This is a genomic window from Paraburkholderia fungorum (genome assembly GCF_902833645.1).
In the GTDB taxonomy this organism is placed as follows: Bacteria; Pseudomonadota; Gammaproteobacteria; order Burkholderiales; family Burkholderiaceae; genus Paraburkholderia; species Paraburkholderia fungorum.
The window spans coordinates 126970-152796 of record NZ_CADFGE010000009.1 but is presented as its reverse complement, the minus strand read 5'-3'; the positions used below and the strand labels follow the sequence as shown (position 1 = coordinate 152796).

35 protein-coding genes are annotated in these 25827 nt (G+C 60.3%); 17 read left to right on the top strand and 18 right to left on the bottom strand.

Translation table 11 applies throughout. The features are described from left to right. Positions 1–37: 37 nt before the first annotated feature. From HWX91_RS26055 to HWX91_RS26040, 4 genes are all read right to left on the bottom strand, one after another. Positions 38–286, bottom strand: a complete 249-nt coding sequence (locus HWX91_RS26055; RefSeq protein ID WP_028195548.1) for a hypothetical protein — start codon at positions 284–286, stop codon at positions 38–40. A gap of 471 nt (positions 287–757) precedes the next feature. Beyond that, positions 758–1165 carry a hypothetical protein gene (locus tag HWX91_RS26050; protein ID WP_028195549.1) on the bottom strand — a complete coding sequence of 136 codons (408 nt, stop codon included), beginning with the start codon at positions 1163–1165 and terminating at the stop codon, positions 758–760. Between the two features lie 156 nt (positions 1166–1321). Continuing rightward, positions 1322–2560, bottom strand: coding sequence for a hypothetical protein (locus tag HWX91_RS26045; RefSeq protein ID WP_028195550.1), 1239 nt, complete (start codon positions 2558–2560; stop codon positions 1322–1324). A 304-nt stretch (positions 2561–2864) separates the two neighbouring features. After that, positions 2865–3983: a hypothetical protein gene (locus HWX91_RS26040; protein WP_028195551.1), complete on the bottom strand. Its 1119-nt coding sequence runs from the start codon at positions 3981–3983 to the stop codon at positions 2865–2867. A 520-nt stretch (positions 3984–4503) separates the two neighbouring features. On the opposite strand from HWX91_RS26040, the gene HWX91_RS26035 reads away from it, so the two are divergent. The 7 genes from HWX91_RS26035 to HWX91_RS26005 all read left to right on the top strand — a co-directional run bounded on the left by HWX91_RS26035 (position 4504) and on the right by HWX91_RS26005 (position 8115). After that, entirely contained in the window at positions 4504–4920 is a 417-nt protein-coding gene (locus HWX91_RS26035; RefSeq protein ID WP_028195552.1) for a PAAR domain-containing protein, read from the top strand. Between the two features lie 3 nt (positions 4921–4923). Then, positions 4924–5427: a DUF4123 domain-containing protein gene (locus HWX91_RS26030; RefSeq protein WP_028195553.1), complete on the top strand. Its 504-nt coding sequence runs from the start codon at positions 4924–4926 to the stop codon at positions 5425–5427. Continuing rightward, positions 5420–5887, top strand: a complete 468-nt coding sequence (locus HWX91_RS26025; protein ID WP_081833003.1) for a hypothetical protein — start codon at positions 5420–5422, stop codon at positions 5885–5887. Before HWX91_RS26030 ends, HWX91_RS26025 begins: the two co-directional genes overlap by 8 nt. Positions 5888–6017: 130 nt before the next feature. Then, complete coding sequence (locus tag HWX91_RS41240) at positions 6018–6371, top strand: restriction endonuclease fold toxin 5 domain-containing protein (protein ID WP_311734554.1); 354 nt, start codon at positions 6018–6020, stop codon at positions 6369–6371. 8 nt (positions 6372–6379) lie between these two features. Further along, entirely contained in the window at positions 6380–7105 is a 726-nt protein-coding gene (locus tag HWX91_RS26015) for an immunity 52 family protein (protein WP_028195556.1), read from the top strand. 87 nt (positions 7106–7192) lie between these two features. Next, on the top strand, positions 7193–7648 hold the full coding sequence (parS, locus tag HWX91_RS26010) for a type II RES/Xre toxin-antitoxin system antitoxin (RefSeq protein ID WP_028195557.1): 456 nt from the start codon (positions 7193–7195) through the stop codon (positions 7646–7648). Continuing rightward, complete coding sequence (locus HWX91_RS26005) at positions 7645–8115, top strand: RES family NAD+ phosphorylase (RefSeq protein ID WP_102857301.1); 471 nt, start codon at positions 7645–7647, stop codon at positions 8113–8115. Before parS ends, HWX91_RS26005 begins: the two co-directional genes overlap by 4 nt. A 155-nt stretch (positions 8116–8270) precedes the next feature. Here the strand turns inward: HWX91_RS26005 and HWX91_RS26000 are convergent, their stop codons facing one another. Next, the gene (locus tag HWX91_RS26000; protein ID WP_028195559.1) at positions 8271–8477 is read right to left on the bottom strand and encodes a hypothetical protein; all 207 of its coding nucleotides are present in this window, start codon (positions 8475–8477) and stop codon (positions 8271–8273) included. A 242-nt stretch (positions 8478–8719) separates the two neighbouring features. Between HWX91_RS26000 and HWX91_RS25995 the strand changes: the two genes are divergently transcribed. Beyond that, positions 8720–9025: a hypothetical protein gene (locus HWX91_RS25995; protein ID WP_127837866.1), complete on the top strand. Its 306-nt coding sequence runs from the start codon at positions 8720–8722 to the stop codon at positions 9023–9025. Here the strand turns inward: HWX91_RS25995 and HWX91_RS40900 are convergent. From HWX91_RS40900 to HWX91_RS25965, 6 genes are all read right to left on the bottom strand, one after another. Beyond that, a complete protein-coding gene (locus HWX91_RS40900; RefSeq protein ID WP_063627871.1) occupies positions 9022–9756 on the bottom strand; it encodes a hypothetical protein in 735 nt (244 codons plus the stop codon). The genes HWX91_RS25995 and HWX91_RS40900 overlap by 4 nt on opposite strands. 32 nt (positions 9757–9788) lie before the next feature. Beyond that, entirely contained in the window at positions 9789–10106 is a 318-nt protein-coding gene (locus HWX91_RS40895; RefSeq protein WP_028195561.1) for a hypothetical protein, read from the bottom strand. A gap of 308 nt (positions 10107–10414) precedes the next feature. Then, a complete protein-coding gene (locus tag HWX91_RS25980) occupies positions 10415–10651 on the bottom strand; it encodes a hypothetical protein (protein ID WP_028195562.1) in 237 nt (78 codons plus the stop codon). A gap of 61 nt (positions 10652–10712) precedes the next feature. Next, positions 10713–11006 carry a hypothetical protein gene (locus tag HWX91_RS25975; protein WP_028195563.1) on the bottom strand — a complete coding sequence of 98 codons (294 nt, stop codon included), beginning with the start codon at positions 11004–11006 and terminating at the stop codon, positions 10713–10715. A gap of 79 nt (positions 11007–11085) precedes the next feature. Then, positions 11086–11391, bottom strand: coding sequence for a hypothetical protein (locus HWX91_RS25970; RefSeq protein ID WP_042274427.1), 306 nt, complete (start codon positions 11389–11391; stop codon positions 11086–11088). A gap of 467 nt (positions 11392–11858) precedes the next feature. After that, entirely contained in the window at positions 11859–12041 is a 183-nt protein-coding gene (locus HWX91_RS25965; RefSeq protein ID WP_028195566.1) for a hypothetical protein, read from the bottom strand. 260 nt (positions 12042–12301) lie between these two features. Between HWX91_RS25965 and HWX91_RS25960 the strand changes: the two genes are divergently transcribed. Further along, a complete protein-coding gene (locus tag HWX91_RS25960) occupies positions 12302–13207 on the top strand; it encodes a Flp pilus assembly complex ATPase component TadA (protein ID WP_052660679.1) in 906 nt (301 codons plus the stop codon). Between the two features lie 475 nt (positions 13208–13682). Here HWX91_RS25960 and HWX91_RS25955 read toward each other — a convergent pair whose 3' ends face one another. From HWX91_RS25955 to HWX91_RS25925, 7 genes are all read right to left on the bottom strand, one after another. Then, positions 13683–13928 (bottom strand): hypothetical protein, encoded by a 246-nt coding sequence (locus HWX91_RS25955; protein WP_028195567.1) that lies wholly within the window; start codon positions 13926–13928, stop codon positions 13683–13685. 27 nt (positions 13929–13955) lie between these two features. Beyond that, positions 13956–14669: a hypothetical protein gene (locus tag HWX91_RS25950; RefSeq protein ID WP_028195568.1), complete on the bottom strand. Its 714-nt coding sequence runs from the start codon at positions 14667–14669 to the stop codon at positions 13956–13958. A 263-nt stretch (positions 14670–14932) separates the two neighbouring features. Beyond that, positions 14933–15778: a hypothetical protein gene (locus HWX91_RS25945; protein WP_028195569.1), complete on the bottom strand. Its 846-nt coding sequence runs from the start codon at positions 15776–15778 to the stop codon at positions 14933–14935. Positions 15779–15920: 142 nt separating this feature from the next. Next, positions 15921–16772 carry a hypothetical protein gene (locus tag HWX91_RS25940; RefSeq protein WP_028195570.1) on the bottom strand — a complete coding sequence of 284 codons (852 nt, stop codon included), beginning with the start codon at positions 16770–16772 and terminating at the stop codon, positions 15921–15923. A gap of 142 nt (positions 16773–16914) precedes the next feature. Beyond that, on the bottom strand, positions 16915–17664 hold the full coding sequence (locus tag HWX91_RS25935; protein WP_052660680.1) for a hypothetical protein: 750 nt from the start codon (positions 17662–17664) through the stop codon (positions 16915–16917). A 119-nt stretch (positions 17665–17783) separates the two neighbouring features. Then, complete coding sequence (locus HWX91_RS25930; RefSeq protein WP_052660681.1) at positions 17784–18071, bottom strand: hypothetical protein; 288 nt, start codon at positions 18069–18071, stop codon at positions 17784–17786. Further along, the gene (locus tag HWX91_RS25925) at positions 18068–18433 is read right to left on the bottom strand and encodes a hypothetical protein (protein WP_028195571.1); all 366 of its coding nucleotides are present in this window, start codon (positions 18431–18433) and stop codon (positions 18068–18070) included. Before HWX91_RS25925 ends, HWX91_RS25930 begins: the two co-directional genes overlap by 4 nt. A 294-nt stretch (positions 18434–18727) precedes the next feature. Here HWX91_RS25925 and HWX91_RS25920 point away from each other — a divergent pair, with 294 nt between their 5' ends. The 8 genes from HWX91_RS25920 to HWX91_RS25885 all read left to right on the top strand — a co-directional run bounded on the left by HWX91_RS25920 (position 18728) and on the right by HWX91_RS25885 (position 25806). Next, positions 18728–19510, top strand: coding sequence for a hypothetical protein (locus HWX91_RS25920; protein ID WP_028195572.1), 783 nt, complete (start codon positions 18728–18730; stop codon positions 19508–19510). Positions 19511–19584: 74 nt separating this feature from the next. After that, positions 19585–20400: a hypothetical protein gene (locus HWX91_RS25915; protein ID WP_028195573.1), complete on the top strand. Its 816-nt coding sequence runs from the start codon at positions 19585–19587 to the stop codon at positions 20398–20400. A gap of 51 nt (positions 20401–20451) precedes the next feature. After that, entirely contained in the window at positions 20452–23031 is a 2580-nt protein-coding gene (locus tag HWX91_RS25910) for a TerB N-terminal domain-containing protein (RefSeq protein WP_081833006.1), read from the top strand. Between the two features lie 70 nt (positions 23032–23101). Next, a complete protein-coding gene (locus HWX91_RS25905; protein ID WP_042274435.1) occupies positions 23102–23341 on the top strand; it encodes a hypothetical protein in 240 nt (79 codons plus the stop codon). A 72-nt stretch (positions 23342–23413) separates the two neighbouring features. Further along, a complete protein-coding gene (locus HWX91_RS25900) occupies positions 23414–24241 on the top strand; it encodes an SPFH domain-containing protein (RefSeq protein WP_028195577.1) in 828 nt (275 codons plus the stop codon). Positions 24242–24273: 32 nt separating this feature from the next. Next, on the top strand, positions 24274–24558 hold the full coding sequence (locus tag HWX91_RS25895; RefSeq protein ID WP_028195578.1) for an H-NS histone family protein: 285 nt from the start codon (positions 24274–24276) through the stop codon (positions 24556–24558). 84 nt (positions 24559–24642) lie between these two features. Further along, complete coding sequence (locus tag HWX91_RS25890) at positions 24643–24939, top strand: hypothetical protein (RefSeq protein WP_028195579.1); 297 nt, start codon at positions 24643–24645, stop codon at positions 24937–24939. A 168-nt stretch (positions 24940–25107) separates the two neighbouring features. Continuing rightward, positions 25108–25806, top strand: coding sequence for a hypothetical protein (locus tag HWX91_RS25885; protein ID WP_028195580.1), 699 nt, complete (start codon positions 25108–25110; stop codon positions 25804–25806). Positions 25807–25827: the final 21 nt, after the last annotated feature.

Sequence of the window (25827 nt, the reverse complement as noted above, 5' to 3'; positions counted from 1 at the left end):
AGGCGGCAGGCCGCACGCTCAACTTCAGAATCTTCGTTTAACCAACCAGTCCGCGACTTTCCTGATGGTCGTAGACGTGGCAATAGCGAAGACTCGGATTTAACGTATGGATCGTCTGAATGCCATCTTCATCCCGAGTAACGGTCGACATGGTGTACTGCCCGTTCGACACCGCTCGGCCGATCATCCATCGCGGAGCCGGCTCATAGAACAGGTCATACGAGAGATGCGATGCCTCGCGGGACTCGCCGCTCACCCACACGACGCCGGGAGAACCATGCGCCATCGAGCTTCAGTCCCAGCCCTTAGAGCCATGCCAGGAGGCGCTCCAGCTCATCGAATGCGGTATGCGCCGAGCCGTACGTCGTCCGGACAAGATACCAATAGTCGCAGGTGTGATCGTGACCGTCCTGATCCAACGTGACGACTATCAACCTGCCGTGCCTGTTCACCACGGGGTGTCGTAGTTAGACCTCGGTATAGTCATTCGAATTGCGGTTCATGATTTTCTCCTTTGTGCCCTGACAGGGCGACGAAAAGGAGAGAAGCTGACGCTATTTGACGCTTTTCAGTCTCGTCGACGGAAAAGGTTCTTTGAGCAAGAGGTCGTCAGGCAGAAAAAGCGGTTTTTGAGATGCCGATTGAACGGCTGGAGGCACTATATCACGAAGATATTTCCAGAAGAAACCGCCGCGCATCCCGTAACGGGACGCGTGGCGGACGTCGCTTCGATTGATCTGGCAGAGAACGCAGCCGGTTATTCGGCGTCCTCCTCGTTGCCGTCCTCAGAGATAAGTTTGACGTGGTTTTCGTGAACGATTTCGCCGTCCTCGTCGACGAACACGATTTCGCCCAACGAACTGCGGACCGTTTTCTGACCGTTCCAGTACACCTCTGTCCCCCCTTCGTAGTCGAAGCTCAGCGTGCCGTCCGGCTCGCGTGTCGCGGTCGTGATGCTGGCCATGCCATGCATCACTTCGTACGAGCCTGCGATCGGCCTCCCGTCCAATGTGACGAGCCGCCCTGGCGTGCCTATGGCGACCTTATCGTGTTGGCCGAGTTTAAGGCCGTCTTTGCGGGCACGAACGAGTTGAACTCGCTCTGCCTGCAGCTTCGCAAGCTCAGCGTCGATCACTTCGATAGTGCGGGTGGCGTTGCTATTCATGGTTTTCTCCTTTATGCCCTGATGGGCGGTTGATAAGGAGGCAAGCCACATTGGCTTTCCGGTCCATGTGCACGGGAAAGCCTGGAGAAATGGAGGACTCCCGCCGGCTTCCCTTTCGGGACAGCACGGCAGGGGCCTAGGTTGCGTCAGCGGCCGTTAGGCGCCCAGGGTTGTGTGCGGTGGCAGAATTGCCTTCGCACGTTCCTTGAAACGATTGAGCAACTCGATCGTCTTGTCGATGTCGGCCAGCAGGTTGCCTTGGTAGCTGTCTCGCAGCGCATCCGACCAGCTTGCCTCAATTTCCTTGACCGCGGCGAGCGCAGCGTAGCCGTGGAGAGACTGCGAGAACACAGTTTCACGGTTGGCTTCGGACACCCCGATTTCGCGCGACAGAGCGACATCACTCGGAAAAGAAACCACCTTCCCTTGCACCCACTCTCCCTCCCCCGGCTTCATGCCAGGATCGTAGAACTGGGAGTTCAGGTAGTCCTCGTCGCCAGCTTCGTCCACCAGGATGCTGACGATCTCGTCAGCATACTCGTAGGCACGACTGCGAAAGAGTTGAGCAAGGTTCGTTTCCTCGATTGCCTTGCCGATCGCCTCGAGCTGCGAAGCCGCCGCAGGCACTTCCACCGGCACGCGAACGACTGCATTGAGATGGACACGGTAAGCATTGAGGCCAGTGGGTACGGTGAGTACCTCGGGCATCAGCACTTCCCAGTTCACGTCGCTGTTAATCGTCATTGGAAGACTCTGGGTGTCGCCTCTCCGTCGAGCGACCCGAGTTCCCTCCTCCAGCGCCCTGTCCCGCTCGAGCAAGCTGAACTCGCGGCCGCTGCGACCGGCAGACGTCGAAAACACTGCGGTGCCGCCATGGTTGCTGCCAAGCCCAAAGGTCGAGACCTGGTAGCTACGCTCGAACGTCGGCCGATGACACTGCCCGTTGACGAGGAGAATGCTATTTCCCCACGCACGGATGCTGGCTTCGGTCTGATCGCGATCCCCGACCACGTACGGGCCAGAGTAACCCATCTCGTGGTCCTGGTTGTCGTGCGGACGGCGAAGGTCGATGACATCTCGAAGCGCCGGCCATCCGTAGTTCGTGCTGCCGACTTCGCGCGCACGCGGGGAACCATCAGTGTCGGTGCTGACCGAGACCCACAGCCGGCCGTCGAACCACCGATTGTCGACACGCCATAACGCGTCGTCCGTCAGCCGACGTCCCGTGGCCCGTAGGGCGATCGGTGCTTCCGCATCCGTCAGGTCAGGGATTTCGAGAACGATTTCGCCATCGCGTTTGAGCTCGGTACGCGGCTTGCGGCAGCGCGGCGGGATCGAGCTTTCGTTGTATACGAAAAGGACCTTTACGAGCTTGTGCGGAAAATTGCTGTTCATGGATTTCTCCTTTGATGCCCGAATGGGCGATTGAAAAGGAGATGAGCCACGGTGGGCTTGCCGGTCCAAATAGACAGGGAAGCCAGGCAGGTTTAGACGGGCAGCGACGGCCCGCGAGAAATGCCGATCAAACGGCTGGAGGCAATATAGCATGGGCGCACACCGCGGTATACGTATGGACCAGGTCTCCCTGACGCTGGTTATCCGGATGGCCGCGGGCCGAAATTGCCCGGTGGGCACAAAGAAACACCCACCGGCTCCCGAAATTCGGGATCGCGGTGGATGGAAGTTTCAGCTTGATGGATTACCTGCTTGGCAACCGGTTGTCGACACGCACGCAGTTCTTCTTCCACTCCTGTGCGAGGTCCGTGTACTTCCGCCAACGATCCGCTGACGGCAAGGCTTGAACCACCTCGCCTACTTCGCTTTCGCCAGGCCAAACGTCGATCGTCTCGCCATCGAGAATTGCCTGCTGCAAGTACATCAGGTCCGTCAGGGTATTGACACCGTGCTGATCAGCAATGCTACCCAGCGTTTCAACCGATGCGATCAGTTCCTCGAAGAAGAGCTTCGCGCCCGCCGGGTCGGGCCTGTGCCCGGTGCCCGATGCTCGCAACTTCGCGTCGTCGACCGGGTCTCCGTCCACTTCGTAGAGCGTGAGTTCATTGTCATTGACGCTCGCTTCGAAGAGGATCGGATCCCCGTTCGCCCAAGCCCCACCGTTGCAGTCGGCGGCATCCATTGCGTCACGCAAATGGGCCTCCGCCGCTTCGCGCGATGGGCCCTTGACGCGAATGGCTGCCGTCAACGTGCAGTCGAAGGCATACTCGTGCTCCGGGCGGTCCTCCCCGCTCAGCTTCGGATATCCGAACTTCCCTAGATCGGGAATACCGCCACTGGCCAGAATAAATGCCTCAGCATCGACACCGTTCTTGCCGGCGAGGTCTCGAAACTCCCCAAGTCTATTCATGGCCTGCGTGATCTTCCCTTCGCGATCTTTCAGCTCCAGTGCCAGGATGTATCCGTTGCCACGCGCCAACTGCACGCCGTGAAGAGCGGCCTCCTGTTCGTGCAAGACGCTCAAAGCGTGCTTGACGTAGAACTGAACAGATTCGGGAATTTTCGCGGCGAGGAGATTTCGCTTCAGTTCCTTGTACTCAGGTGGCTCGATAGCCCTTTCCGCATCCCAGTACACGAACTTCACGCCCTCGCTATTCGCTCGGCCCGCCGCAACGGTGTTCTCAAGCCACTCGATCAGATGTGAAGAACTGTAATAGCTTCCCATACCCAGACCGCTGTACCGGTACAAGCCCGGAAAGGCCTCCACAATGGTTTCGTTACTACGACCAAACGACACCGTGTCACCGGCTTTCCACACCTTCTGTTCGGGTTGACTTCCTGCGTTGTCGATATTGCTGTTCATGATTTCTCCTTTGTTGCCCGAATAGGCGATTGAAAAGGAGAGAAGCCACGATGACTTTCCGGTCCGAGTAGACGGGGAAGCACGGCAGGATTTAGATGGGCGAGGGCCCGGGGGATATGCCGATCCAACGGCTGAAGTGAATATAGCACGGCGGGAATCGTGCTGTACACCGCCCTCAGAACGCGAACAGGGGTCGTGACGGTCAGGGCAATCAGCGCGCCTAGATCGTAGCCTGAACCCGCCCGCCGCACGCGCCGGCTTTCACAAAAATGGATCTCTTTAGGCCAGATTCTCTGCTGATTTGCCGCCCCGCCCAGCTCCAAGTTCGGTGGTGTTGGACCGTTCTAGCTCGACGATATATCGGCTTGGACAATGTATTGCGCGTTTCGTGGAGGCTACGTTCAACATGGGATCCTCATCGATGAGACGATCGATCTGACACCTCCTTACCTTGACAGGTAGCACGGTATGCGCGCTTGTGGCAAGCTTCGCGATTGGTCAGACGGACAGCGGGGATAAATTGGGGAAACGCGCCATTATTCGCGAGGGGGACGCGACGTCGCATGGTGGCCGCGTTCTCGAAGGAATGCCCACTTCAATGATTGATGGCAAGCCCATTGCCGGGGTCGGACACAAGGTTTTGTGTCCACTCTGCAAGGGCGTATTCCCGATTCTTCCGGACCTGCTGGGCCGCCGCTACCCGCACCGGATTCACGGTCGCGATACCGCCGTCGAGGGTATGCGCGCTGCATGCGGAGCAGTGCTCATTGCCTCCCAATTTACCTCCACAATTGACGACTTTGGCGAGGGGAATCCGGACCACGGTGCTGCAGCAGCAGCCCCCGCAGCTGCATCGCTGGCGCCCAGTCCGACCTTGTGCCTTGAATGCCTGAAAGCGGCGGCCGAAAGCGGCGCCACTACCGTCATGCGGGGGTAGCCCGTGCAGCAATCGAAAATCGAAGAATATCTCGCCCAGCGTCAGGCGAGGGCCTCATTACCCGTCCGGCTTTACGCGCTGGTTGATGCGCTGCTCTACGCGCGCGGTCCCGCCGCATCCGCGCCTGAACGTTCGCCGGCGGCTATTGCCCTGTTCGACGGCACTTCCGATGCCTCACTGGCCGATGCCGGTCCGTGGCTGATCGATATTGATCAGGCGTCGATGGACGTGCGGCAGACGCTGTTCGGGCTAGCCGCCGGCACGGAGGGCGTGTCGTGGCTCATTAGCGCATACCCGTTCCGCTCCCTCGCCCAGGAACTGCGCGAACGCTTAGATGCGCGCATGCCAGATGGCCGCACGGCGTTGCTGCGCTTTTACGATGCACGCCTGATGAATGACATCGCCGGGCTGCTGTCGTTCTCGCAGCGCGCGGAGTTTTTTGTGCCAACATTTGACTGGCTGATTCAGATCAATGGTGAACTGACGAGGGTGCACCCGCATGCTTGATTTGAATGCAGAACAGGTTGCGGCGCTTGCCGAGATTGATGCCAAGGGTTTCGTTCAGGGCATGTGCGGAGATCTCGTAAAAGAGAATCCGAAGCTCGCCGCTGATCCGGCGCTCGCGTCGCGACTGTGGCGTGCATACAAGGCCGCTCGCGAGCTTGGCATCCAGGAAGATGACAACCTCGTTGCGTTCCTGCGCGTCGAGGCCTACGCGCCCAACTTCTATGAGCAGCCGGCAACACGCGCATGGATCGCGCGGCCAGGCCGCTCGGCCGATGTCCGGTTTCACGACTATTTGCGCGTGATGCGTTGGCGAATCGAACATCCTGAATTTGTTGGAGGAGTGACTTATGGCGAGCCTAATCGCGCCGTTAGTGGAGGCAGCGGTGGACGCGCTTGGACCGGTCCTGGCGCGTGGTGGCGCAGCCTTATTGGGAGGAGCGGCAACGGCGGGGACGGCTAGCCTGTCAGGTGACGCATCAAAGGACGACAGCAAGGCCGCGCCTGTCGCGCGCACGCTCCCTCGTACCGATGAGAGCTGCAAGAAATGCCCACCTGAACAGACGGGCCTGGCAGTTAGACGCTCGTATAACATGAATGCAGCACCGCGCGAGTACCAGGGCCGCATAACAGGTCGCCCGTATAGCGTCGCAGAAGGATGGAGCGAAGAGTGGTCGTGGGAGACGATCGATTTCGACGGCTTTGTACAGGCCGAGTGTCTGCTACAGGAGGCAAAAGGGAACTACGACCAGTTTGTGGACACCCCTTGGGCGGTCAAGTCCTTCAACGGGTTTGACACGATGCGATCCGCGATTGTCAAGCAGGCGCGAGCTGTCCGGCTCAACCCGCCGACCAGGCTAATGTGGTACTTCCAGGGGCCGAAGACACAACAGAAAATGCTTCGCTTCCTAAGCCAGAACGGAGTTCCATCCGTTGTTGTACCTTGAGGCGTTATATGGAAATCAATTCGCAGTTTCGAGATATCACACTTGCGCCGACCGATTTCACGACGGTCCTTACCCGGCTAGGCAAGATCATCGATTCGATGGCTGCAAAGAACGCCGGGCTTGGCAAAAACGGATGGTGCCTGAAAGGCGACTCACAGGAAGAAGCGGCGCTCTACCCCGCGTTCGACGGCAACGGACCGTCGTCGGCCGCACTGGCGGTGTTGAAAGAGCAGTTCCGCAATTCGAAGGATCAGACATTTGTGTCGATCTGGGACGGCAACGAGACTTCGACAGACGGTGCCAGCATGGCATGTCATGTAGGGCCACAAGGTGAACTAAACTCCCTCACAGTCGAGATACTTGGCGAACATGGCCTGGGCACTGACGCCATCGTCAACATCGTTGAGCAGGTCGCACAACAGTTCCATCCTGCCTATGTCGAGGTATCGCCGCCGGAGTATTTTGAAAAGCGGGTGTTCGACGACAAGCCGGGCGTCGGCTGGATGCTATACCTGCCGAACGCCATCACCGTGCAGGAGGTTCCCGAAGCGCGCGCCCTCCGCAAAGTGCTCGACGTGATGGGAAAGCAAATCGGCACGATCATCGTGAGTGTGTCGGATTCCGAGTTTTCCGCTGACAATCCCGAACATATCGAGATCGCGAACCGGATCGAGATTCGCCTTGTCGACCAGGACCTCCTTCCCCGGTACGCAGACCTTTTAAGCGGCCAATAGCCGCGGCGCCATACATCCGACCGGACAGCACCTGCAATTTCTGGCAAAATGCCTACACTGCAAGGGCATTTTGCCGGAGGATTGATCATGTCGACTGTCGAGTTTCGCCCGACCGGCCGCGCCCATCCGCGCGCAACCGAACTTGCACTACTTGGGGATCTGCTTCGCACCCCCGTCCGATCCGGGAGTGACCTCGCCGTTTTGGCGGTGGAACGGGTCGGCGTCGACGTCATCGACCGGCTTGGCGAACACGGCCTGAAGGCCGACGAGCTGCTGTTCATTATCCCGCGACGCACGCTGTCTCACCGTCGCCAGAACGGCGAACGGCTGTCCACGGAAGAATCGGACAAGGCAATCCGGCTCGCGAAGATCGTTGCGCAGGCCGAGGCGGTCTTTGGCGATCAAGATAAGGCTGTGAGGTGGCTGCGGCGCCAGCAGACCCGCTTTGCCGGCAAGAATGCCCTCGAAATGATGGCTACCGAGCAGGGCGGCAGGCTTGTCGAGGAAGCGCTCGTGCAGATCGACGAAGGCTATTTCGCCTGATGGAGTTCTGGCGGATCAGCAACTATGGGGACCTGGCTGGTGTTGGTGGACTGCATGCCAGCGGACGCTGGCACTATAGAGGTCAGCCGGTCGTATATCTTGCAGAGCACCCCGCCCTGGCGCTGCTCGAAACGATGGTGCATCACGAGATAGGGTCACTGGCGGATCTGCCGGAGAACTATCAACTACTCCGCGTAGAAATCCCGGAAGGCATCGCAATCGCAGAACTCACCACGGACGTTATTCCAGCCGACTGGCGCGAGAATTTGTCGTGGACACAGTCGACCGGCACAGAATGGCTTTCGGCCGGCCAGGAACTGCTCCTGAAGGTGCCCAGCGCGATCCTACCGCACGCCTATAACTACCTATTCAACCCGGCTCACCAAAACGCCGGAATCGCGTTCATCGCTGAGTACCAACGGGTACCCTATGACCCGCGCATTCTTACCCTGTTAGGTGGTGCCTGAGTCTTGTCCCGACCCATCCGGTGAACCTTGTTGCTGAAGGGCACGAAGCAAAGCCGGATCGCCAAGTGCCTTCCATGACTCATCAAACTGGTGAGCATTCTTCATGTTCAGTTCCTTGCAGCGTGCGGCCGCGTCAGCATGTCCGGCAGCTCCGTTCAGTTCGGATGGCCTGCGCACTTGCCCTCTCGGTCCCGGTTGTCACACTTTCCGACCGCCAGATACCGCTTACCTGCCGCGCGCATGCAGATCAACTGAGTGCGAATCTCGACCGGCGTACCGCCCGTCAGCATTTCCGCGAGTTGTTCGTCGCGCTGCCGGATCAGATAGTCCAACTCGAAGTGACAATGCCATATCGTCGTCATTGCTTTTCAGTCCACCCAGCCAAATGTCATTTTCAGCGCTGCACCACCGCAGGCTCACACCCTTGCCCTTGAGGCCGGCGCGGACCTACAATAGCCCCAGCCGTTCAGTCGGCATCCCACACCTAAACACCGCAGATACAAGACACCGGGTCGCTCTGCCACTGCCTCGCTGAAACGTACAGTTCAGCCGGGCATATTGCCCGCTCCTTTTTTAACGCCTGATCGCAGGCAACAAGGAGCAAATGATGGCAATCTGGAACAACGAGTTTTTCGAAAACCCACGCGCCCGTCGCTACTCACGCCCGCGGCACGCATCGAAATCCTACCCTGGCAACATCGGCCCGAAGGCATTCGCTGGCGATACAGTTATCGCCATGCTTCCTGACGGCAAGCAAGTCATGGCTTCCGTCCTACGTGGGCCGGACACGAGCGGTCAGTACGAGCTCAGTGTCCTCCAGTTCGACCGGGAAAAGGCCGGCACAAATCTGCTGACGTGTCTTCCCGATACATTCCAGGTTTGTCGCAGAGGCCCGGTCCGCGTGCGCTAAGCCGCGCGATCGTCGCAAATACCGGACAGACCCTTGGGGCTGTCCGGCTCACTCTCACGATCGTTCTTAGCGCGACGCGGAGGATCTTGTGAGAGCTTCCTGCGAACCGCAGCACGCAGTTCCCCCACCGTCTCGCCGACTGGCGCTCGGGTCGCGGCAAGCTGGGCCTGTAGCAGGCCGACCTGCTTGCCTAGTTCATCGTTGCGTCGCGCGAGACGCCCGCGCTCCCGCGCCGCGTTCCGCAGTTGGTGCTCGTACCGCTCATCCGAGCGTGACAGTGAGCGGCGGCGCGAAATCGAAAACAGGACGGCACGCTCCGCGGCCAAATCAGGCGCGTGCTGGAACCGCGCCCAGTCCCCGCTCGTCGTGCCGTACGCCGGCCATATGTTGCCGGTTGGCCTAAGGACCTCGATCACCTTGCTTCCTACGGCGTGCAAGAGCCCCCAGCCCGGCGGTAGGTCAACTACCTCAATCACGCCAGGCGGGCAGATATAGAACCGATATACACCCAGCCCGCCTGATGCGCGGTGTGGTTTCTTGGCGTCGGCAAGGAAGTCCGAACGAGATGCCTTCGCCTCGAGCACGGCCGAGCAGCTCGACCGGAACCCGATGACGTCCGCCTCCTCCTCCGTACCACGGACAGCAATCTCGGTGGCCACGACGGCAAACCCCTGCCGCTTCTGCCACCGCTCGCCGAGAGCGACGAGTTGATCATGAATCTCGCCTGGCAATGACTTCCTCCGTCTTCTTCGATTGCGGGCGCTCAGGCCGCAATCGGGCCTTCCTTGGGTAGCAAACCGAGCTTGTCGAGGAAACCCTCCGCAGCAGCCAGAGATGCGTCGGTCGGTGCGGACGAGATCTGTTGGCGCAGCACCTTGGCGAAGTCGGCGTCCGCCTCACTCACATGCGGCGCGCGTGCGGCCGCGAGCGGCAGTATTTTCGACAAGCCTGCATTGACGCGATCGAGCCGCGGCTGCTTCTCTCGGCGAGCATTCTCGGCCACGACCTCACGCGTATGCGCTTCGGACACCTCGTCCCAGTAGTCCATCGCCTTCGGGCTCAGTGAATCGTCGCTACTCATGATAGTGGTCTCCGTCCAGCTAACCGGCTGGCGACACGGGCGCAGACGCTGCGCAGTTCTACGTTGATCGGCTTCGGCCGATGATGATTATGCACGTTCTGCTGTGCGATCCGGGCCGCGTCGCCGCTCCTGTGACGCTCCCCATGCATCCAGAACCGCCGCTCGCGACCGCGTCTCGTTCACGTCGGCGACGCAAACATCCCGTACAGGAAGCACCACGCCACGAACAGGCCAATCGCCCAGTGAACCAGAGTACCCATTCGAGCCCATCCTTCACCGCGCGCCGGACACTGACATTTTGCGGCTTCTCAATTCGACAGAAAGCCGCGCTGGACTTTTCGAATACCATCGCCGAAGGACTGCAGCGCGTCAATCGTGGATACGAAGGCCCTTTCGGATGTTGTGCTCAGCATCGGCACATTGTGAACGCGCCACGCAACTGAGTCGCCCCAGATGCTCCCCGCCGTCGCCACAAAAATCGCGATCAGCACGGTCGCGGCGGCGCCCAGGACGAACGAGCCCCAGTGGATTCTCGATCGAGCCATCGTCTTTCCCTTTGGAAATCGTCTTTCCACTGCCACCCGTGGCGGCAGCAGAAAAGTGACTTTATGCCGGGCAGGCAACTGGCGATGCCGATTCTTCGACCGTCGCCTTCTGAGCGTCGCCCGCATTCTCGATACGAAGCTTCGAGTGCGTGATCCTTTGGCATGCGCCGTCGCCGAGTTGCACGATCTTTTCGCCCTCCCATGCCTGAGCGGGAACCATGACGCCACTCGTGGCCGATGCGAGGTAGTTCTCCGTCGTGACTCTCGACTGGAGCACCTTCGGTGCGCTATCCGCCATTGCGAGAGCCGGTGCCACGCCCATCAACATTACCGCTGCCTTCGTCATCTTCTTCATAGCCATCTTCCTTTCTTCCTGGCTACCGGCCAGTGCGGGGCGCTTGTGCGCCAAGTGCTTTCCCGTCAAATCGCCGAAGCTATCGGCCTTCCTGTTTTTCGACGCCGTCCTTGCCCGACTTCGCCGTGGTCTTGTGACCGAGAGTGTTGAGAATCTGCTGGTCTATCTCCAGCGCCAGTGGGACGATACCGAAGTTAGCCGCGATGCACAGAATGCCCACGCATGCTGCCTTTCCGTACGCACCGTGCATGAGAAGCTCACCAAGGTCATCTTGGAGCACAATCCACATGCCCTCGATCCCCAGAATTACGGCCCCCAACGCGATCATCTTGCTGATCAGGCGGATCATCCACTCGCCAAACTTCATCTCGATCTTTTGAGCCATCTATCTCACCATCCCTTTCGGAGTGTCGCCCGTGCGGACGCAGCGGGCCCGGGCTATCCGACGAGCCACGAACGCGAGCGTTACCACGTTCCCGATAGCCAGTGCGATATCAATCACCGCGAATCCTGCGGTCCTCGTTAGGGCCGCCGCCATGACACAACCGAAGGCGCTGAGCGCGTTGGCGAGCAGCGCCGGCGACATATCCATGCCGCGGCGATTACCAGTTCGGAGCATTGACTGGCACTGCCTGTTGATTGATACCATCGACGTACTTGTAAGGCCGCCTCGCGCGATCCAGCGCTGTACGCCAACCATCCCATACCGCACGATCGTCGGTTCCCATCTCATAGTATGGATCGCCGTTGCGCCCTCTCATCGGGCTCTGCCCCACAGCGCCGACGCTTTGATCGAGCAGGGGCACATCCTGCGGTAGCACTTCAACCCCGTATTGCATCGTTCATTCCTCATCAACGGTACTTGGTTTGCAACTCGGCAACGCGCTTGGTACGCGCTTGGTGGTCTACCCGGGCGTCGGTCGATACATCGCCGAGCGACACCTTTCCGCACGCACCCATGATCGCCCATTCCGTCGCTTTCCGGAGCAACTCGACCAGTTCGCGGACTTCCGCGCACATCGTATCGAAAACCATTAGCTCTTCCTGTCAGGCCGCGGTCTTCGGGCGACAACCATCTATACGGCAACTGGCGCGAAAGTTTCACCCCTCCTTTACGAATTAAGGCGCATACCCTATCCGTATTGCGCTCTCTGCAGTCTCCCGTTATGCTTGGCGACGGATACCTTCCAAGCCTGCCGGCGGGCTAAATCGGTGCAACACATCAGACAGCAGGACGACCTTCGTCCAGGTCGCATGTAATCGCCGGTATGCAGACCTCACACGAAGGAATCGCCATGCCGTCGATCATTCTCTCTTCCGCGCAAGTTCACTATTTCAAACGCGCCGCGCGCGCTCAGTTCCCTCAGGTGAAGAACTCTCACCTCCTCGAGGCGCTCGCACGTGGATTTAGCTTTGACACATGGGCCGCGCTGATCACTGCTCTCAGAGGTGCATCTATGGAAGCACCCCTGTCAGCCATCTTCACTCGGGATCACGCGACGGCTAGGCTGGTCGAACTCGGTTACCCCGAGATTGCTAACCATCCGCTGGTCCTTCCACCGACACCCCACGGGACATGCGATGCGTCGTCCGGGCACAACGAGCACCGCTTCCACATGCTAAATGCTTTGGCTGAACGCGGACTGTTCAACGCCGAGCAGCATGCGACGATTCGAAACCTTGCAGATACGCCGCACACGATCATGGTCGCGGGTGCAACCGGCACGGGCAAATCTACGCTCATGCGTGCCATTATCGAAGTGCAAGCGCGTTGCCATCCAAGCCATCGCATTGGGTTGTATCAGGACGTCCGAGAGTTCGCGGATTACCCGTCAAACGTCGTCGAATTCCTTCCTGGTCCGAGTGAGGCAGCGTTGGACCCGGACACAAGGTTCTACGCCACATTGGATGGAGCTTGGGATAGTGCGGCTGACTATGACACCCTTTGCATTGACGACATGCGCCATCCGGTGTATTCGACAATCGTGCTGGAGAGTTGGAAGGTAAGCCGGTACGGTAGCGCCACGATCCATGCGGCGCCTGGCCGTTGCCTTGAGCGTGTAGCGGCCCTGACGGAAGACCTGAGGGCTGGCTCCCTTGCGCAAGCGATCGACGCCTGCGTCTATATGGAGCACAAGGATGGCAAGCCGTCTGTCCACTCCATCGAGATATTCAATGGAGTTGCGGCAATACCAAACTGAACCGGATAAAGAGAACAACCGCCGGCACCTCCGAAGAGGAGCGCGGCGTGTCGGATTCTAGTTTGATCGGTTACGCGGTCATCGAATAAACCGGTGGCTTTTGCACCGCATCCTGTTTCGACCAGATGCCGGTCGGTTCCGGTACGGTGGTCTTTAGATCGGCAGTATTACCAACAGCGGTGACTTCGAGCGATAGTCGACTTCACGTCGCCGCCGCACGCTTCGCACTGCGGATCGTAGCCGAAGTCTGAAAGCTTCGAAGTACCCTCCGTTACCGTTCGAACGCCCGGAAACGTTGCGCTGCGGTTTCATTGGTTCACTCCTTCTTACCCCACCGGGTCGTTGAAACAAAGGGAGCAAACAGCTCGGCAAGACGGTCTGCCTTGCCGAACCTGATGACTGTTCGGTAGCACGCCGGTCACCCGTAAGGGCGACGCGACGGGCGTAGTTTCACGTTGACCGGCACCCGTGCAGGTCAGGACTGGTTGCGCTTTGCTCGCGTAGCAGCGTAGATCACTGGCATGTCGATCTCGCCGCTCACGATAGCCCGGAGTGTGTCGTCGGACATCGCCTTGACCACTCCCAGACCCCGTGCTTCGAGCTCGACTTCAGCGGCCCTGCGCCACTTTTCGGCATCGGATAAAGCCGCCTCGTGATTCGGATGCGTCGAGACGTATCCGGTGAGGACGGCAGTTGCTTCATCTTTCGCGGTGTACGACATAACGGCTTCCTTTTCCCGGGCGGGCTGCTACGAAACGGTTGCAAGATCCGACTGAGCAATGACTGCGCAGCTGCGCACGTGTGGGTGCTCGTCGTACAGCAGGGCCTGACGGGCGGCATCATCACATTTCTCGAAGAGGGTCGCTGCGACCAGAAAACGGGCACCACGATCGAGACCCTGCAGATCAGGAGCCACGATCACGTCGCGATGGGTGAGCCGCTCGATCTCCGCCTCGCGCAGCTGATATAGTTGGTGAACAACTGCCAACGGCATCGAGCCCTTGACCGGATACCGCTCCGCAAGAACCCTAGACGTCATCGTACGCAGGATCTGCGTGTCGTGGAAGCCGTAGACCGTACCTGCGATGTCGACCGGCACCTTGTTCACGGCGTTGAAGTCCGCCTTCACGATTCCAATCATCGCCTTGCCGTGGAACTCGACTTCCACCGCGGTGCCCGGCTCAAACGTGATCGTTCTGGAGACCCTTCGGCAGTCCAGGCGTCCGGCGTCGTACCACTTTCCCCACGCTGCATGATCGGCCAACGCGGTGATCTCGTCTTTTGAGGAGTTTTCGGGTACGTCGAGATCGAACCAAACATCCTTCTCGCCGCGGTGCTTCTCGGCGCGTCTGGACGCATCGCGATACCAGTCGACGCCGCCGACAGCGCCACCTTCCACCGCGACACAGTAGACCGTCTGGCTGGTAGGCGACAACTTCCCGTTTGTGACGTTGCTGTTCATGCTTCTCTCCTTGTGCCCAATGGGCTGTTGAAAAGGAGGGAGCGTAGAGCTCGGCGGGTCTGGAGGACTGGCCGAGCCGTAGGGGCGACTTGGAGGACTGAGGGGGCTGCGAGCCCTGAGATGCCGACCTAACGGCGTGGTGCGAATATACCACGGGCAGCACGGATTGCGGGCCGCGCCGCCCGCCCAGTTGGGCGGCGCGGCGGGTTGTTTTCAGGTTGATTGATTACCGAGGCCGAAAAGTAACTTTCGGATTGCCCGTATCAAGCATGGCGGCGCTGAAACGGTTTCGGGTCGCACTGCGCCAGCATGCCACCGGCCATCGTGAAGTAATCGCGATGGTCGGTCAGGCACTCCGTTTCGAACTCGCGCATGAATCGCTGGATCTTGCGTTGCATTGCCTCGTCGAGCGTGGTCCCCGCGATGTGGGCACCGAGGAACTGCAGCCAGTCGGATGCGACCATGCTCGGCATGCGGTCCATACACACCGGGTGTAGTGAATAGACCTTGCCGGCGATTGTCTTGATTTCGATGGTCGGCGGCAGCGACGGCACGGCGTATCGGCCTTCCTGGAGGTACATCTTCACGCTTTCCATGCTCGGATAGCACGTGCCCCCAACCGGATCGCGAAACCACGTCTTGAGCGGGTCACCATTGCTTCCCGGCACCGTCGCGTTCTCTTTGATCCAGCCAAGCGCCTCGTCAACCGATCCGACCGGGTGATATGCATACGGTCCGAACATGCTGCCGTGGCCGCCTTCCGTCGCCAGCGTGCCGTCGTGCAGATACGCGGCGTCGACGTTAGCGTTGAAGCGCAAGCCACCATCGCCGGTCAATCCGATCGAAATGCCGATCGATCTGTTGCTGCCAACGCCGCGAGCGGCGGTATCGGTGATGACGTAGGCGCCGCCCGATCTTCCGCTGTTGTTGTAACGCTTCTCGACGGCCACGCTGAACGTGTCCCGCAAGAGCTCCGCCGCGCGATCGACTTCGCTAGTCAGTCGGTCCTCCCTCGAGACGCCAGCGCCCACCAGCACTCCCATACCGGGTGCCACGGCGCCCAATGAATGACGGATTTCCGCAACTGCCGATTGATTGTTGCCGTTCATGACTTTCTCCTTTGATACCCCATCGGGGTGGTTGAAAAGGAGTGATCTACTGGCTCGGCGAGGCGACCGCCTGGCCGAACCTGATGCCAGGTTCGAGCCCAACCGCCCTCAAGGGGCAGCGGGCATACTCTCGATTGACTGCTTACTCGCCCAACTTGGCACGAATGCGTTCCGGATCGAGTTCGTAGCGCGCGGCTACGTCGGCGATACCGTCATCCCCAAGCGCGTTCAACGACGCTGCCAGGGCGGCGTCATACGAGTCGGTGATGCCCTCGTTGTAGAGCGCCTGCCAGAGCCCGCCCTCTTTGTCCGCGCGCAACAGTACTCCGACCAGGTCGGGCAGCGCGTTGAACGACTGGACCAAACGACGCTTGATCGCTTCCTTCGCGTCCGGCGAAGTACCGGGATACATTTCGGCGATCTTCCGGCCTGCATCGTCAACGATGAATCGACCGGACTGCTCGATCCTCGACACATCACGCTTCGGCGCGGTCACGTGGTCGCCCGACCTTGCCGCCCAGAGACGCTTAGCCTCTTGGCACGCAGCGATACGTTCGGCTTCGGTAACCGAGATGTCGTGCAACTTGCAGAGCTGATCGATCGTGTCGCGAATCGTGTCGCCCTCGACCTCGACTTCGTGGTTCCCGGCCTGCTCGACGACGAGGCTCGCCAAAAAGCGGGCATTGTCGGTCAATTTTGGAACAACTGCGACTGCCGTGAGCTTGTCGTAAAACCACAGGTGATAGCGATGCGCGACTACGCCATGAGCAACGGGAAAACCGCTTCTCGCGTGACCGTCGGGATCGTATCCGGCGCCCACGACAGCATCTCGCACGAAGTCGAGCAACGCGCTTTTCGAAACCGAACCTTGGTCGCTGTGGACGCTCACGTACAGGCCGCCGAGATCGTTCATGGGCTTCGAATACCTCGGCGGCTCGACGAAGCTGAGGCCGCCGGAATACGAAGCAGTTTTAGGTTGAATGTTGCTGTTCATAATGCTCTCCTTGAATGCCTGAGTAGGCTGTTGAAAAGGAGTGAGCATCAGCTCGGCGGGGTGACTCGCCCGGCTGAGCCGCAAGCTGGTCCACCTCTCCCCGCCCCCAACTGGCGGCGCGGTGAGGTTTCCCGGATGTGGTTCAGGTTCCCTGGTGGATGATGAGATACGCAGCACCTTCGGCACGCGCGGCCGCGATCACCGGCGCGAGGCGACCCGGGTCGCCTTCGAACGTGCAACTGAGGTTCAGCGTGAACTCCCAGACACCGTCGTTGCCATTGCGGCTGTGCACATAGGCCGCGTTTGCCTCGACCCAAGCCCATTCGGGCACCTGGTCCGGCGTCTCGTAGTTGGCGACGACGTCCTGCATCATCACCGAAAGGACAGTCTGCGGTACTTCGAACAACCGTTCCTCCGGCTCTTCCTTGAGCCCGATCTGCGCCGGAAGATACGCGTACGGCAGCCCGACAAGCTTGAGCACGTTCGCCTTCGCCTGCACCGTCTGGTCGAAGGTACCTGCGCCCTCGCCTTCGCCGTACTCAAACTCGGCTTCTCCCATCATGTCGATCGCCACCGCTAGCCGACGATCGTAGGCCGGTGCCTGAGCGATCTCCTCCCAGGCGGGCCTATCCATCTCCTCGCCGTTCGGCAGGACGATGGTGTGGATATCGATCGCGCTGCTACCGTCATCGGACTTCGGTGGTATCCCCTTCTCGTTCGTGAACGGGTATTCGATCACGACTTCGCCCGTTTCGTAGAGAAAGCCCTTCGCTTCGAAATCGACCGGATAGCAGGTGTCCGTCGCGATGACCTTCACGGGATACGGGAAGAACATGAGCGGGATGATCGGAACGCAGCCCGTTTTCTTCTCTTCGTTGGTTCGCTGATTCATGATTTGCTCCTGATGCCTCGAAGAGGCGGTTGAGACGGAGCGAGCGTGGCTCTGGGCATGCTTGATGGCCAGAGATGCACCCGACTCGCCGGCAAAGGCGAATCAGGTGCGTTCATGGATTAGGCTGGGACTTGCGCCTTGTCGCGAATCCGCCAGCCGTACTGACGGGCGAGGTTCTCCGCATAGGCCGCGGCGTCACCATGCGCTTCGAAGTCGCCGACACAGCGTACGCCAACGTCGTCGCCATCCGGCTTCAGACGTAGGTACACCGAGAAGAACTCCGGCGTTTCGTTGTCGACCTCGCAGTGTCCATCGCATTCTCGAACACCCTCGATCTCAATGCCCTCGAAGCCCTCGGGACGGCCGGCGATGACTTCGGGCGCGCAACCACTGAACTTCATGGTCATGCGGCCCTCCGGGGTTCGACGACGGGTGCGACGCGGTCGAGGTTTTCCCTGATGAGGTCGACGAGTGCTGCGGGGTCCAGCCTGCGCCCCTGCAAATCGTCTTCCAGTACCATTTTCAGGTCGTCGAACACGTGCTCGGTAACGCTCCACGCTTGATCGACGCGTTCGCGGGCGTGCTCGATGAATGTCTGGATTCTTGTCTCGCTTGCGTCTGGACCACAGCCGTCTCGCGTTTCTGCCATCTCACGCGCGACGATGTCGATTGCTTCTTCCCGTGTGCAGCCTTCCGCCTGACCTGTGTAGGTCCCCTGCTCGTCATCGTTGTCCGCCCAGCGGATACGAACTTCCCAAATGGTCTTCATGGCTTCTCCTGTGCTGCCCGAGTGGGCTGTTGATAAAGGAGAGAGCGTTGCGCTCAGCGGGGTGGCTCGACCCGGCGAAGCGGTGGTAGATCTTTGATGCGGCGGCGCGCGCCTTGAGGTGGGATGCCGATCGAACGGCTGGCAGGAAATATAGCACACCAGATTTGACCTCAGCAAACGCGGTGCTCGCGTGGGCGTGACCACGACCGCCGCTCGCGCCTGGGTTGCATTCCAGTGTCCGCGGGCGAGCATGAAACCGTTGCTACCGCCGAAAGGCATTACACGGAGATCATCATGCATTACGCCAACCCGTCGACCATTGGCCACGAACTTCGCCCGCGTATGGCAGGCCTGCACCTCACCTTCCACGCCTGCGAGCGCACCCTTTCCCGCACTGGCCTCGACGGTGAGCGCCTGCGCAGTTTCGTCGCCCGCGGCGGCGCTGTCATCCTGCCGTGGCAGAGCGAGACCGGCAACCGGATCCGTACCTACCATCTGCTCTACAACCCGGAACAAGATGCGTTCTTCGTCGCCGTGCTCGCGCACGCCCCGGCGCCGGATGCTTCTCCCTGCGTCGTGACGGTGCTCACTCAGGAGCAGTTCGAGAACGACGCAGGCTCAATCTCGACCGCTCGCCTGCGCACGGCCGCCTTCCAGGCGCTCGACCCAGTCACGTTCCGTGCGTGGGAAATGCGGTACTTCGACGGCGTGCTGCCGCCGGCGCGATACCGGGTCACGACCTGGTTCCGCCGCGATGATGACGCGCCTGGTGCACGCCCGGCGCAGATGGTGTTCCACAACGCACCGGTTTGCCGCGACTTCGTGGAAACGCACTCTCTCGAACAAGCGGCCGGTCACCCGGGCTTCCTGGACTGGTACCGCCAGCAAGCGGAGCAGCATGGAGTGCCGATCGAACGGGTACTCGCGATCCGTATCGCGGACACGCATCCGGTCGAGCTCGACGTCAGCACCCCGGCGTTATCGTGCTCGTGTTGCCCGAGCGAAAGGCCGGTCAAAGGCATGTTCTCCGGCTTCGCCTCGGCGAGCGTTGCTCAAGAGAATCATGTGGCACGTTAAGTTCTAGCGAAATCCGCCGATAAGCCGGAGATCGCATAGACTCGTTTTGCCACTGGTCCATTTGAGGTTTTCGCTTGAGTATTCGAGAAGGTACGCGCCGCCGAGCGCTGAGTCGCTATAGCCGTGTTATTGACAACATCCGTCTGGGTCGCCTCGCGCGCGAACAGGCGCAGCCCGTCGCCTGCCTGTCGCCGTCCGAACTCGAGGCCGCTATTCGCACGGGCCTCGCGGTCCTGCTGAGTTACGCCGATCAGGAGTGCGGCTATCTCGGGCTGTATGTGCCTCCCCGCGGCAAGATCATCGTGTGTTCGGTCACGCTGGACGAAAGTGCTTTCGAGGACGGCCAACCTGTCATTGCTGAGCTGCTCGATCTGGACGAGTTCGAGCACAAGGGAGCCGCAATCGACCTTGAGGTGCAGCGGCGAATCGCCGGCCGGCAACTCAATCCAGTTGGCCTGCGCGCGTGGGAGGCGGAGCACCTCGACGCGACCTACTCGTGGCCAAGGCCTCGTGTCTTCATCTATTTCGAGTTCGACGGCAAGGTGCACACGCACTACGCGCGCCGGCCGCCCGTCTGTCGCGAGTGGATCGACACGTACGGGCTCGAGAACATGCTCGGCCACCCCGCTGCATGGGACTGGTTTCGCCAGGTTCTCGCGGACGCGAAGATCGACCCGGAAACGGTCATCAGCCTGCGCGTCGCCGACGGCATCAAAATGCGCCTGGACATCGACGCGGAACCGCATCCCTGCCCTGACTGCAAGTACGCACGCTTCCCGTGCGAGCCAGACATCGAAGAAGACAATGCGCTCGACATCGACGACACGGCGCCGGAGGACGGCGCGGGTCGCCTTTTCCGATGGCTGTCCAGCGTCGTCAAGGGCAACTGATTTTATGGTGAGGGAATTCGGGATGCTACGTGAGCATATACAGGAGAACGCATGAGCCGCCGAGCTTATCGTCGCTCGACTGCACGCACAACCAAAGCAACGAGCCACCCGACTTCAAAGGCTGGCAGTGGCACGGCCTGGTTGCTGGTCACGCTTTTCGTGATCGGACTGGCCGTGCAGACGTCACACCCGCTCGCCGTCGCGACTGTTGCGTACTGGCTTGTTTTCGCCGCGGTCGTCGTCTTGAGCCGTTCCCGAAAGGAAAAGGCCTCTGCAGCCCCCGAACAGGCCGTTGCTTCCGTCGCGGTACACCAGGCGAAGCAGACTCCGAACAGGCCCGCGCCGCCGCTCAAAGCCACACCGCTCACCACGACAACTCGCTCTTCCTCCTCATCTTCGACACGGACCATGCACACCGACCACTTCTTTGAGGCCGAACTGAAATCGGACAAACCTGAAGTCTTCGTCATCAGGTCCTCTCCGAAGCCTGCCCGCCCACAGGATCTCGCTACGCACTGGGTACCGCCAGGTATGCGCGTTCAGGTGCACGACTATTCGCTGCCGGATGGCCTCGTTTATCTCTGCGATAACGCAGAGCGCAATCGCCTCGAGCGAACCGAGCCAAGCCTGATCGACGAAAGTCTGCGGGTTGGTCGCGAGGGCGACTTCACCGTCAGGCATCTGCCGTACTACCCGACCTACGCCGGCGCGAGTCCGACTGCGCGCGCGGCCTACCTCAACTGGCTGACCAACGGCCGGCGCCACCCGCTCGCGGATCTCGGCTACGTGTACCTGTTCTTCTACGGTCTCGAGCGCCGTGCGATCATCGACGCTCATAGCGATCCGGCGGCGCGGGACGAGATTCCCGCCATCTGCATGGAGCTCGAGGGGCTGATCGAGACGTACCGGAACTCGACGTTCAATTCGCGCGCCCGGCAGCTTCTCTCCTTCTGCCGTCACATTTACCAAGCCGAAAGTCTCACCCCGCCGGCCGTGCCACTGGAAGGTAAGCAGCAAGTCGAAAATGACCTTTTCCGAATCGCCCTATCGCAGACCTACCATCGGCGCCGTGAGCTTCCCGCGAAATGGCTGACGACTTGGTACCTGAACTCCGGCCTCTTCAACAAACCCGCAGTGGTAAAGCGCCATCAGTTGATGTTCGCCGAGGTTTTTCGGGAACTGTGCAATCGGCAGTTCCAAAGCAATCTTGTAAACTGGACCCCGCCTCTGTCAACGAGGAGCCTGCTGATCTCCTATCGGCCGGTGTCTATGGCACTGCGCGAGGTTCAGGAAGCGATTCCAATGCCCGACCTGACTTCTCAGGAATCCGGGCTCGGCCGGCTCGTCGAGACCATCGCGCTGTCGGCCGCCGAGGAACTGAGTCGCTATTCCCGATACGTCGCCCGAAATGATGAGCATGCCGATGACCCCGTCGCGCGGCTGACGCTACCCTGCCCGTTGTGGCCAGGTCCAGTGTGGGAGCGCCTCGCGCTGATCCTGGCGGAACTGAATGCCACCGGAGACGTGTCCGAGCCCACGACCCTCGCGGCATTCCTTGCACCACTCGACGCGGATGACGTGCTGGGCAAGATCCCCGTTGCGAGTTTGCTCGGGCAGATGGATGCCTACATGGGCGTTGGTGTCGAGCCGGATCCACGACATGGCGCTGTCACGCCCGGCGCCGCAACGCCGATCGTTTTCTTCAGGTCGGGCGACGTCCCACTGCCGGAAGCGGCGCGGACGAAAAGCACAGACTTGCTGCCGCTCCATCTCAAACATCATGCGCGGGTGGCGTGCGTCGCGTTCCTCGCCGACCTGATCCGGACTGGCCTGCCGAACCCCGTCGCCGCGCTCGAACAGGCGAAGGCGGTCATGCAGGGATGGGATGGACTGCCGGCCGACGCACACGTACGCCTGCACGCTTTGCTGATCGCGCTGACCACACCTGAATCCCCCACCTTCAAGGGCAAGAGCGCTCTCAAAAAACAACTGGACTTGATCGACTCACCCGATCGGGAATCGCTCACGCACGAGCTCGTCGCCATCGCCCAGGCTGGCGGTGCGCTCGAACAGGTTGAGGTGGTCCGGCAGTTGGAAAAGTATTTCGTCCTGCTCGGCGCCGACCCGACGTCCCTCTATGACATGGCGCACACGAGCATGGGCTCTGGCGCATCCGCGCCGCCGACCACGCGTACAGCAGCTGCGCCCGTTGTCCTCGACACGGTTCGCATCGCTGCCCTGCGCAAGGAGACGGCCGAGGTCGACAACGTGCTCGGCTCGATTTTTACGGCTCCCGTGGACGAGCCGGTCTACCCAGCGCCAGTGATTGCCACCCTTCCCGCCGCTTCTCCTGATCAACGTGCCTCCACGCCAGTTGTCAAAGCCGAAGCGTCGTTTTCCATGTTGCCTACGCTGGATACACGTCACAGCGGTCTGCTGCGTGCTCTCCTGGCCCAGGACGCATGGACGGGCGAGTCTTTCGCTGCCTTGTGCACGGAGCACGGACTGATGCCGTCGGGTGCGATCGAGCGGATCAACGACGCGGCGTTCGACGCGTTCGACGAGGCGCTGTTGGAAAGCGACGATCAGATCGAATTCAACCGGGGCCCACTGGCGGAGTTACGAAGATAAGGGCTGCGTTTGCATTCGTTTGCGACACCCATATATTCGATAAGACCGATCCCCCTACAAGGAAATCCACATGAAGATGCTCAAGATCGCCCTGCTTGCCGCCGCCGTTGCGCTGCCCGTCGCCAACGCCCATGCCGAAGGCTGCCTCAAGGGCGCCGTCGCCGGCGCGGTGGTCGGCCATGTCGCCGGCCATCACGCCGTCCTTGGCGCGATGGCCGGCTGCGCCATCGGCCACCACATGGCCAAGAAGGAGCGCCAGCAGCGTTACGGCTACAACCGTGCGCCGAGCTATCAACACGACGGCTTCTAACCGGCCGACGTCCGCGACTACGAAACCACACGCTACCAGTCCGCACAACGACACAACAAGGATCGCTTTTCCATGCGCATCAGAACCATTCCGCTCTTTCTCGCCGCCGCCGCGCTGGCCGCGTCGTGTCTGTCTGGCTGCACCCGTATCGAGACCGGCAACGTGGGCATCGTGAAGCATTGGGGCGGCTCGATCGACCCGATTCCGGTCGACCCGGGCTTCCACTTGACGCTGTTCAAGACCATCACCGAGGTGGATGCGACTCTCACCCGTGTCCCTGTCGAGGGGCTGGTGCCTAAGGACGCCAAGGGCGTGCCGCTCAACGACGTCGATATCGTCGTCACCTACAAGCTGAACCCGGCTGGCGTCTCCAAGTTCTACGCGTCGACGAAGGAAATCGACGATTACCGCGATGAAAGCGGCAATACTTTCCAGACGCTCGGTCTCTACCTGATTCGAAGCAAGGCGCCACACGTCATGCAGGAAGTGACCTCGCGTGACGAGATCATCAATCTGTCGCGCGACCTCACGGCGTACGAGCGGCAGGCCTCCGAGGAGTTCAAGCACGAACTCGACGCGCAGTATCCGGGTGCATTCGAAAGCGTCGTCGTGCAGGTCAATAAGTTTCAGTTGCCCGACTCGGTGCAGAAGCAGGTGAACGACATGGCCGGCATGGACGCCGAGCGTATGCGTAACCAGCAGGAGATCGAACTTGCGGAGCAGCGCACGCAGCTCGCCGAGAAGAACGCGATCGTCGACGCGATGGCACTCCGCCAAGCGGCCGATGCTGCGCGCCTGACGCCGGAACAGATCATCGAATGGAAGAGGGCACAGGCCTCGATGGTGCAAGCGCAGAACATCGGCACCGCGACGAAGGTTGCAAACGTCGCGCAGCATTAAAATCTGGCACTTTCACAAGGAGTCGAACAGACATGGCCATCAGTTACAAAGAGCTTCTCGCCCAACTCGCTGTACTCGACGAGCAGATCGCGAAGAAGCGAGGCGAAGAGCGCAGCGTCATCATCGAGAAGATTCGCGAACAGATGCTCGACTACGGAATCTCGGTCGATGAGCTCGGCGGTAAAAAGGCACGCAAGACCAGCGTCGTCGCGGCGAAGTACGTCGATCTCGCTTCGGGCAAGACGTGGTCGGGCCGGGGCAAGCCGCCGGCATGGATCGCCGGGCAGGATCGCGAGAAATTCCTGATCGCCGACTGACAATACGCACGGCGGATCCGATGATTTCGGTCCGCCGCTCCCTATCGCGGACCTAGTCCGCTCATCCTCGCAAAGGACCTTTCAATGGAACTGAAGCCGCTGCCGCGCGTCCTGTATCCGATCTTCAAGAGCCACATCGAGCAGCCGGAAAACGCTGATCGGAAATTCGTGCTCAACCTCTACCTCAAGTCCGGCAAGACGTGGCGTGGGGCGATGCTGACCTCGAAAGAGGACCTGAAAGCCTTCGGTGTGATCGAGTTGCAGCTCTGGCCGGACAAAAAGTTTCTCCATGGGAACGCAGACCGGGACGGCCCGACCGGCGATCGCGTCGTCATCGACTGCGAGGAACTGGAGGCAGCGTCGATCGAGTGGGTTTCGTAATCGTCGAGTGTATCCCTGCGCGGCGAGTTAGGGATGTAGGTCCGGCGCGCATAGAGCGCCCGCACTGTGGTCGCGTAGTTGCGAATTCTCGCAGCCCCTTCAGATTTACTGAAATGCTGCCGATATTCCAATGTTGGACCTATCTCTTTTCGCATCACGACACGAAAAATGCCATTTCTCGCGATTAGCTGTTTCCTGATGTACGCGAACCTTCTCGCCGCAGTGCGCTATGTGCAACGCGGCACCGGCACCTTCGCATCGGGTATGCTCGGCGCAGGCCACATGGTCGCCTGCCTCGTCTCTTCCCTCGGCTTCCTGTTCGGTATGGAGTTGCTCGTCTTCGATCGCGACGGCGGGATCGCGGGCGATGCCTACAACTGGACGCCGGTTTTCTATCTCGCTTTCGGCGTGCTCAGTCTCATCCTCTTCGGGGTGAAACTCTACGGGAAGCTCCGCGAGCCGGCCCAGAACCAAGGCGTTGGGCTGATCCTCGGCATGACGCTGTGGGCTGTATTGGCGAGCATCTATATTTTTCTTACCACTGTCGACCATCTCATCTTTTTCCACGACCGAGAGCGTTCTGGCCAGATGGACGTATCGTATTCCGGCGAGCAAATGACCTGTTCCGGCGGGATGATCCTCGTGCGTATCAAGGGTAATACCGCGATTTATCGATGTCCTCAGTCGCTGCGACTCGGACGTGACTACGCAGCACCGTTCGCTCCATGGCCGAGTTACGTCGAAAACTCAAGCATGAAGCTCAGGGCGCAAATCGATGCGGTGCTCAATGGGGGCTCGCAGAAGCCCGGTATCGTGGCTGTGCCGGCGAGCGAGATCAAGGTAATGCCCAATGCCGGGTCGAACTGAGATAGAGGGTTATCCCGAGAC

Excerpts from the sequence above, each read along its gene's own strand:
- HWX91_RS26055 (WP_028195548.1), bottom strand. The coding sequence starts at position 286 with ATGGCGCATGGTTCTCCCGGCGTCGTGTGGGTGAGCGGCGAGTCCCGC.
- HWX91_RS26050 (WP_028195549.1), bottom strand. The coding sequence starts at position 1,165 with ATGAATAGCAACGCCACCCGCACTATCGAAGTGATCGACGCTGAGCTT.
- HWX91_RS26045 (WP_028195550.1), bottom strand. The coding sequence starts at position 2,560 with ATGAACAGCAATTTTCCGCACAAGCTCGTAAAGGTCCTTTTCGTATAC.
- HWX91_RS26040 (WP_028195551.1), bottom strand. The coding sequence starts at position 3,983 with ATGAACAGCAATATCGACAACGCAGGAAGTCAACCCGAACAGAAGGTG.
- HWX91_RS26025 (WP_081833003.1), top strand. The coding sequence starts at position 5,420 with ATGCTTGATTTGAATGCAGAACAGGTTGCGGCGCTTGCCGAGATTGAT.
- HWX91_RS41240 (WP_311734554.1), top strand. The coding sequence starts at position 6,018 with ATGAATGCAGCACCGCGCGAGTACCAGGGCCGCATAACAGGTCGCCCG.
- HWX91_RS26015 (WP_028195556.1), top strand. The coding sequence starts at position 6,380 with ATGGAAATCAATTCGCAGTTTCGAGATATCACACTTGCGCCGACCGAT.
- parS (WP_028195557.1), top strand. The coding sequence starts at position 7,193 with ATGTCGACTGTCGAGTTTCGCCCGACCGGCCGCGCCCATCCGCGCGCA.
- HWX91_RS26000 (WP_028195559.1), bottom strand. The coding sequence starts at position 8,477 with ATGACGACGATATGGCATTGTCACTTCGAGTTGGACTATCTGATCCGG.
- HWX91_RS25995 (WP_127837866.1), top strand. The coding sequence starts at position 8,720 with ATGATGGCAATCTGGAACAACGAGTTTTTCGAAAACCCACGCGCCCGT.
- HWX91_RS40895 (WP_028195561.1), bottom strand. The coding sequence starts at position 10,106 with ATGAGTAGCGACGATTCACTGAGCCCGAAGGCGATGGACTACTGGGAC.
- HWX91_RS25980 (WP_028195562.1), bottom strand. The coding sequence starts at position 10,651 with ATGGCTCGATCGAGAATCCACTGGGGCTCGTTCGTCCTGGGCGCCGCC.
- HWX91_RS25975 (WP_028195563.1), bottom strand. The coding sequence starts at position 11,006 with ATGAAGAAGATGACGAAGGCAGCGGTAATGTTGATGGGCGTGGCACCG.
- HWX91_RS25970 (WP_042274427.1), bottom strand. The coding sequence starts at position 11,391 with ATGGCTCAAAAGATCGAGATGAAGTTTGGCGAGTGGATGATCCGCCTG.
- HWX91_RS25965 (WP_028195566.1), bottom strand. The coding sequence starts at position 12,041 with ATGGTTTTCGATACGATGTGCGCGGAAGTCCGCGAACTGGTCGAGTTG.
- HWX91_RS25960 (WP_052660679.1), top strand. The coding sequence starts at position 12,302 with ATGCCGTCGATCATTCTCTCTTCCGCGCAAGTTCACTATTTCAAACGC.
- HWX91_RS25955 (WP_028195567.1), bottom strand. The coding sequence starts at position 13,928 with ATGTCGTACACCGCGAAAGATGAAGCAACTGCCGTCCTCACCGGATAC.
- HWX91_RS25950 (WP_028195568.1), bottom strand. The coding sequence starts at position 14,669 with ATGAACAGCAACGTCACAAACGGGAAGTTGTCGCCTACCAGCCAGACG.
- HWX91_RS25945 (WP_028195569.1), bottom strand. The coding sequence starts at position 15,778 with ATGAACGGCAACAATCAATCGGCAGTTGCGGAAATCCGTCATTCATTG.
- HWX91_RS25940 (WP_028195570.1), bottom strand. The coding sequence starts at position 16,772 with ATGAACAGCAACATTCAACCTAAAACTGCTTCGTATTCCGGCGGCCTC.
- HWX91_RS25935 (WP_052660680.1), bottom strand. The coding sequence starts at position 17,664 with ATGAATCAGCGAACCAACGAAGAGAAGAAAACGGGCTGCGTTCCGATC.
- HWX91_RS25930 (WP_052660681.1), bottom strand. The coding sequence starts at position 18,071 with ATGACCATGAAGTTCAGTGGTTGCGCGCCCGAAGTCATCGCCGGCCGT.
- HWX91_RS25925 (WP_028195571.1), bottom strand. The coding sequence starts at position 18,433 with ATGAAGACCATTTGGGAAGTTCGTATCCGCTGGGCGGACAACGATGAC.
- HWX91_RS25920 (WP_028195572.1), top strand. The coding sequence starts at position 18,728 with ATGCATTACGCCAACCCGTCGACCATTGGCCACGAACTTCGCCCGCGT.
- HWX91_RS25910 (WP_081833006.1), top strand. The coding sequence starts at position 20,452 with ATGAGCCGCCGAGCTTATCGTCGCTCGACTGCACGCACAACCAAAGCA.
- HWX91_RS25905 (WP_042274435.1), top strand. The coding sequence starts at position 23,102 with ATGAAGATGCTCAAGATCGCCCTGCTTGCCGCCGCCGTTGCGCTGCCC.
- HWX91_RS25900 (WP_028195577.1), top strand. The coding sequence starts at position 23,414 with ATGCGCATCAGAACCATTCCGCTCTTTCTCGCCGCCGCCGCGCTGGCC.
- HWX91_RS25895 (WP_028195578.1), top strand. The coding sequence starts at position 24,274 with ATGGCCATCAGTTACAAAGAGCTTCTCGCCCAACTCGCTGTACTCGAC.
- HWX91_RS25890 (WP_028195579.1), top strand. The coding sequence starts at position 24,643 with ATGGAACTGAAGCCGCTGCCGCGCGTCCTGTATCCGATCTTCAAGAGC.
- HWX91_RS25885 (WP_028195580.1), top strand. The coding sequence starts at position 25,108 with ATGCCATTTCTCGCGATTAGCTGTTTCCTGATGTACGCGAACCTTCTC.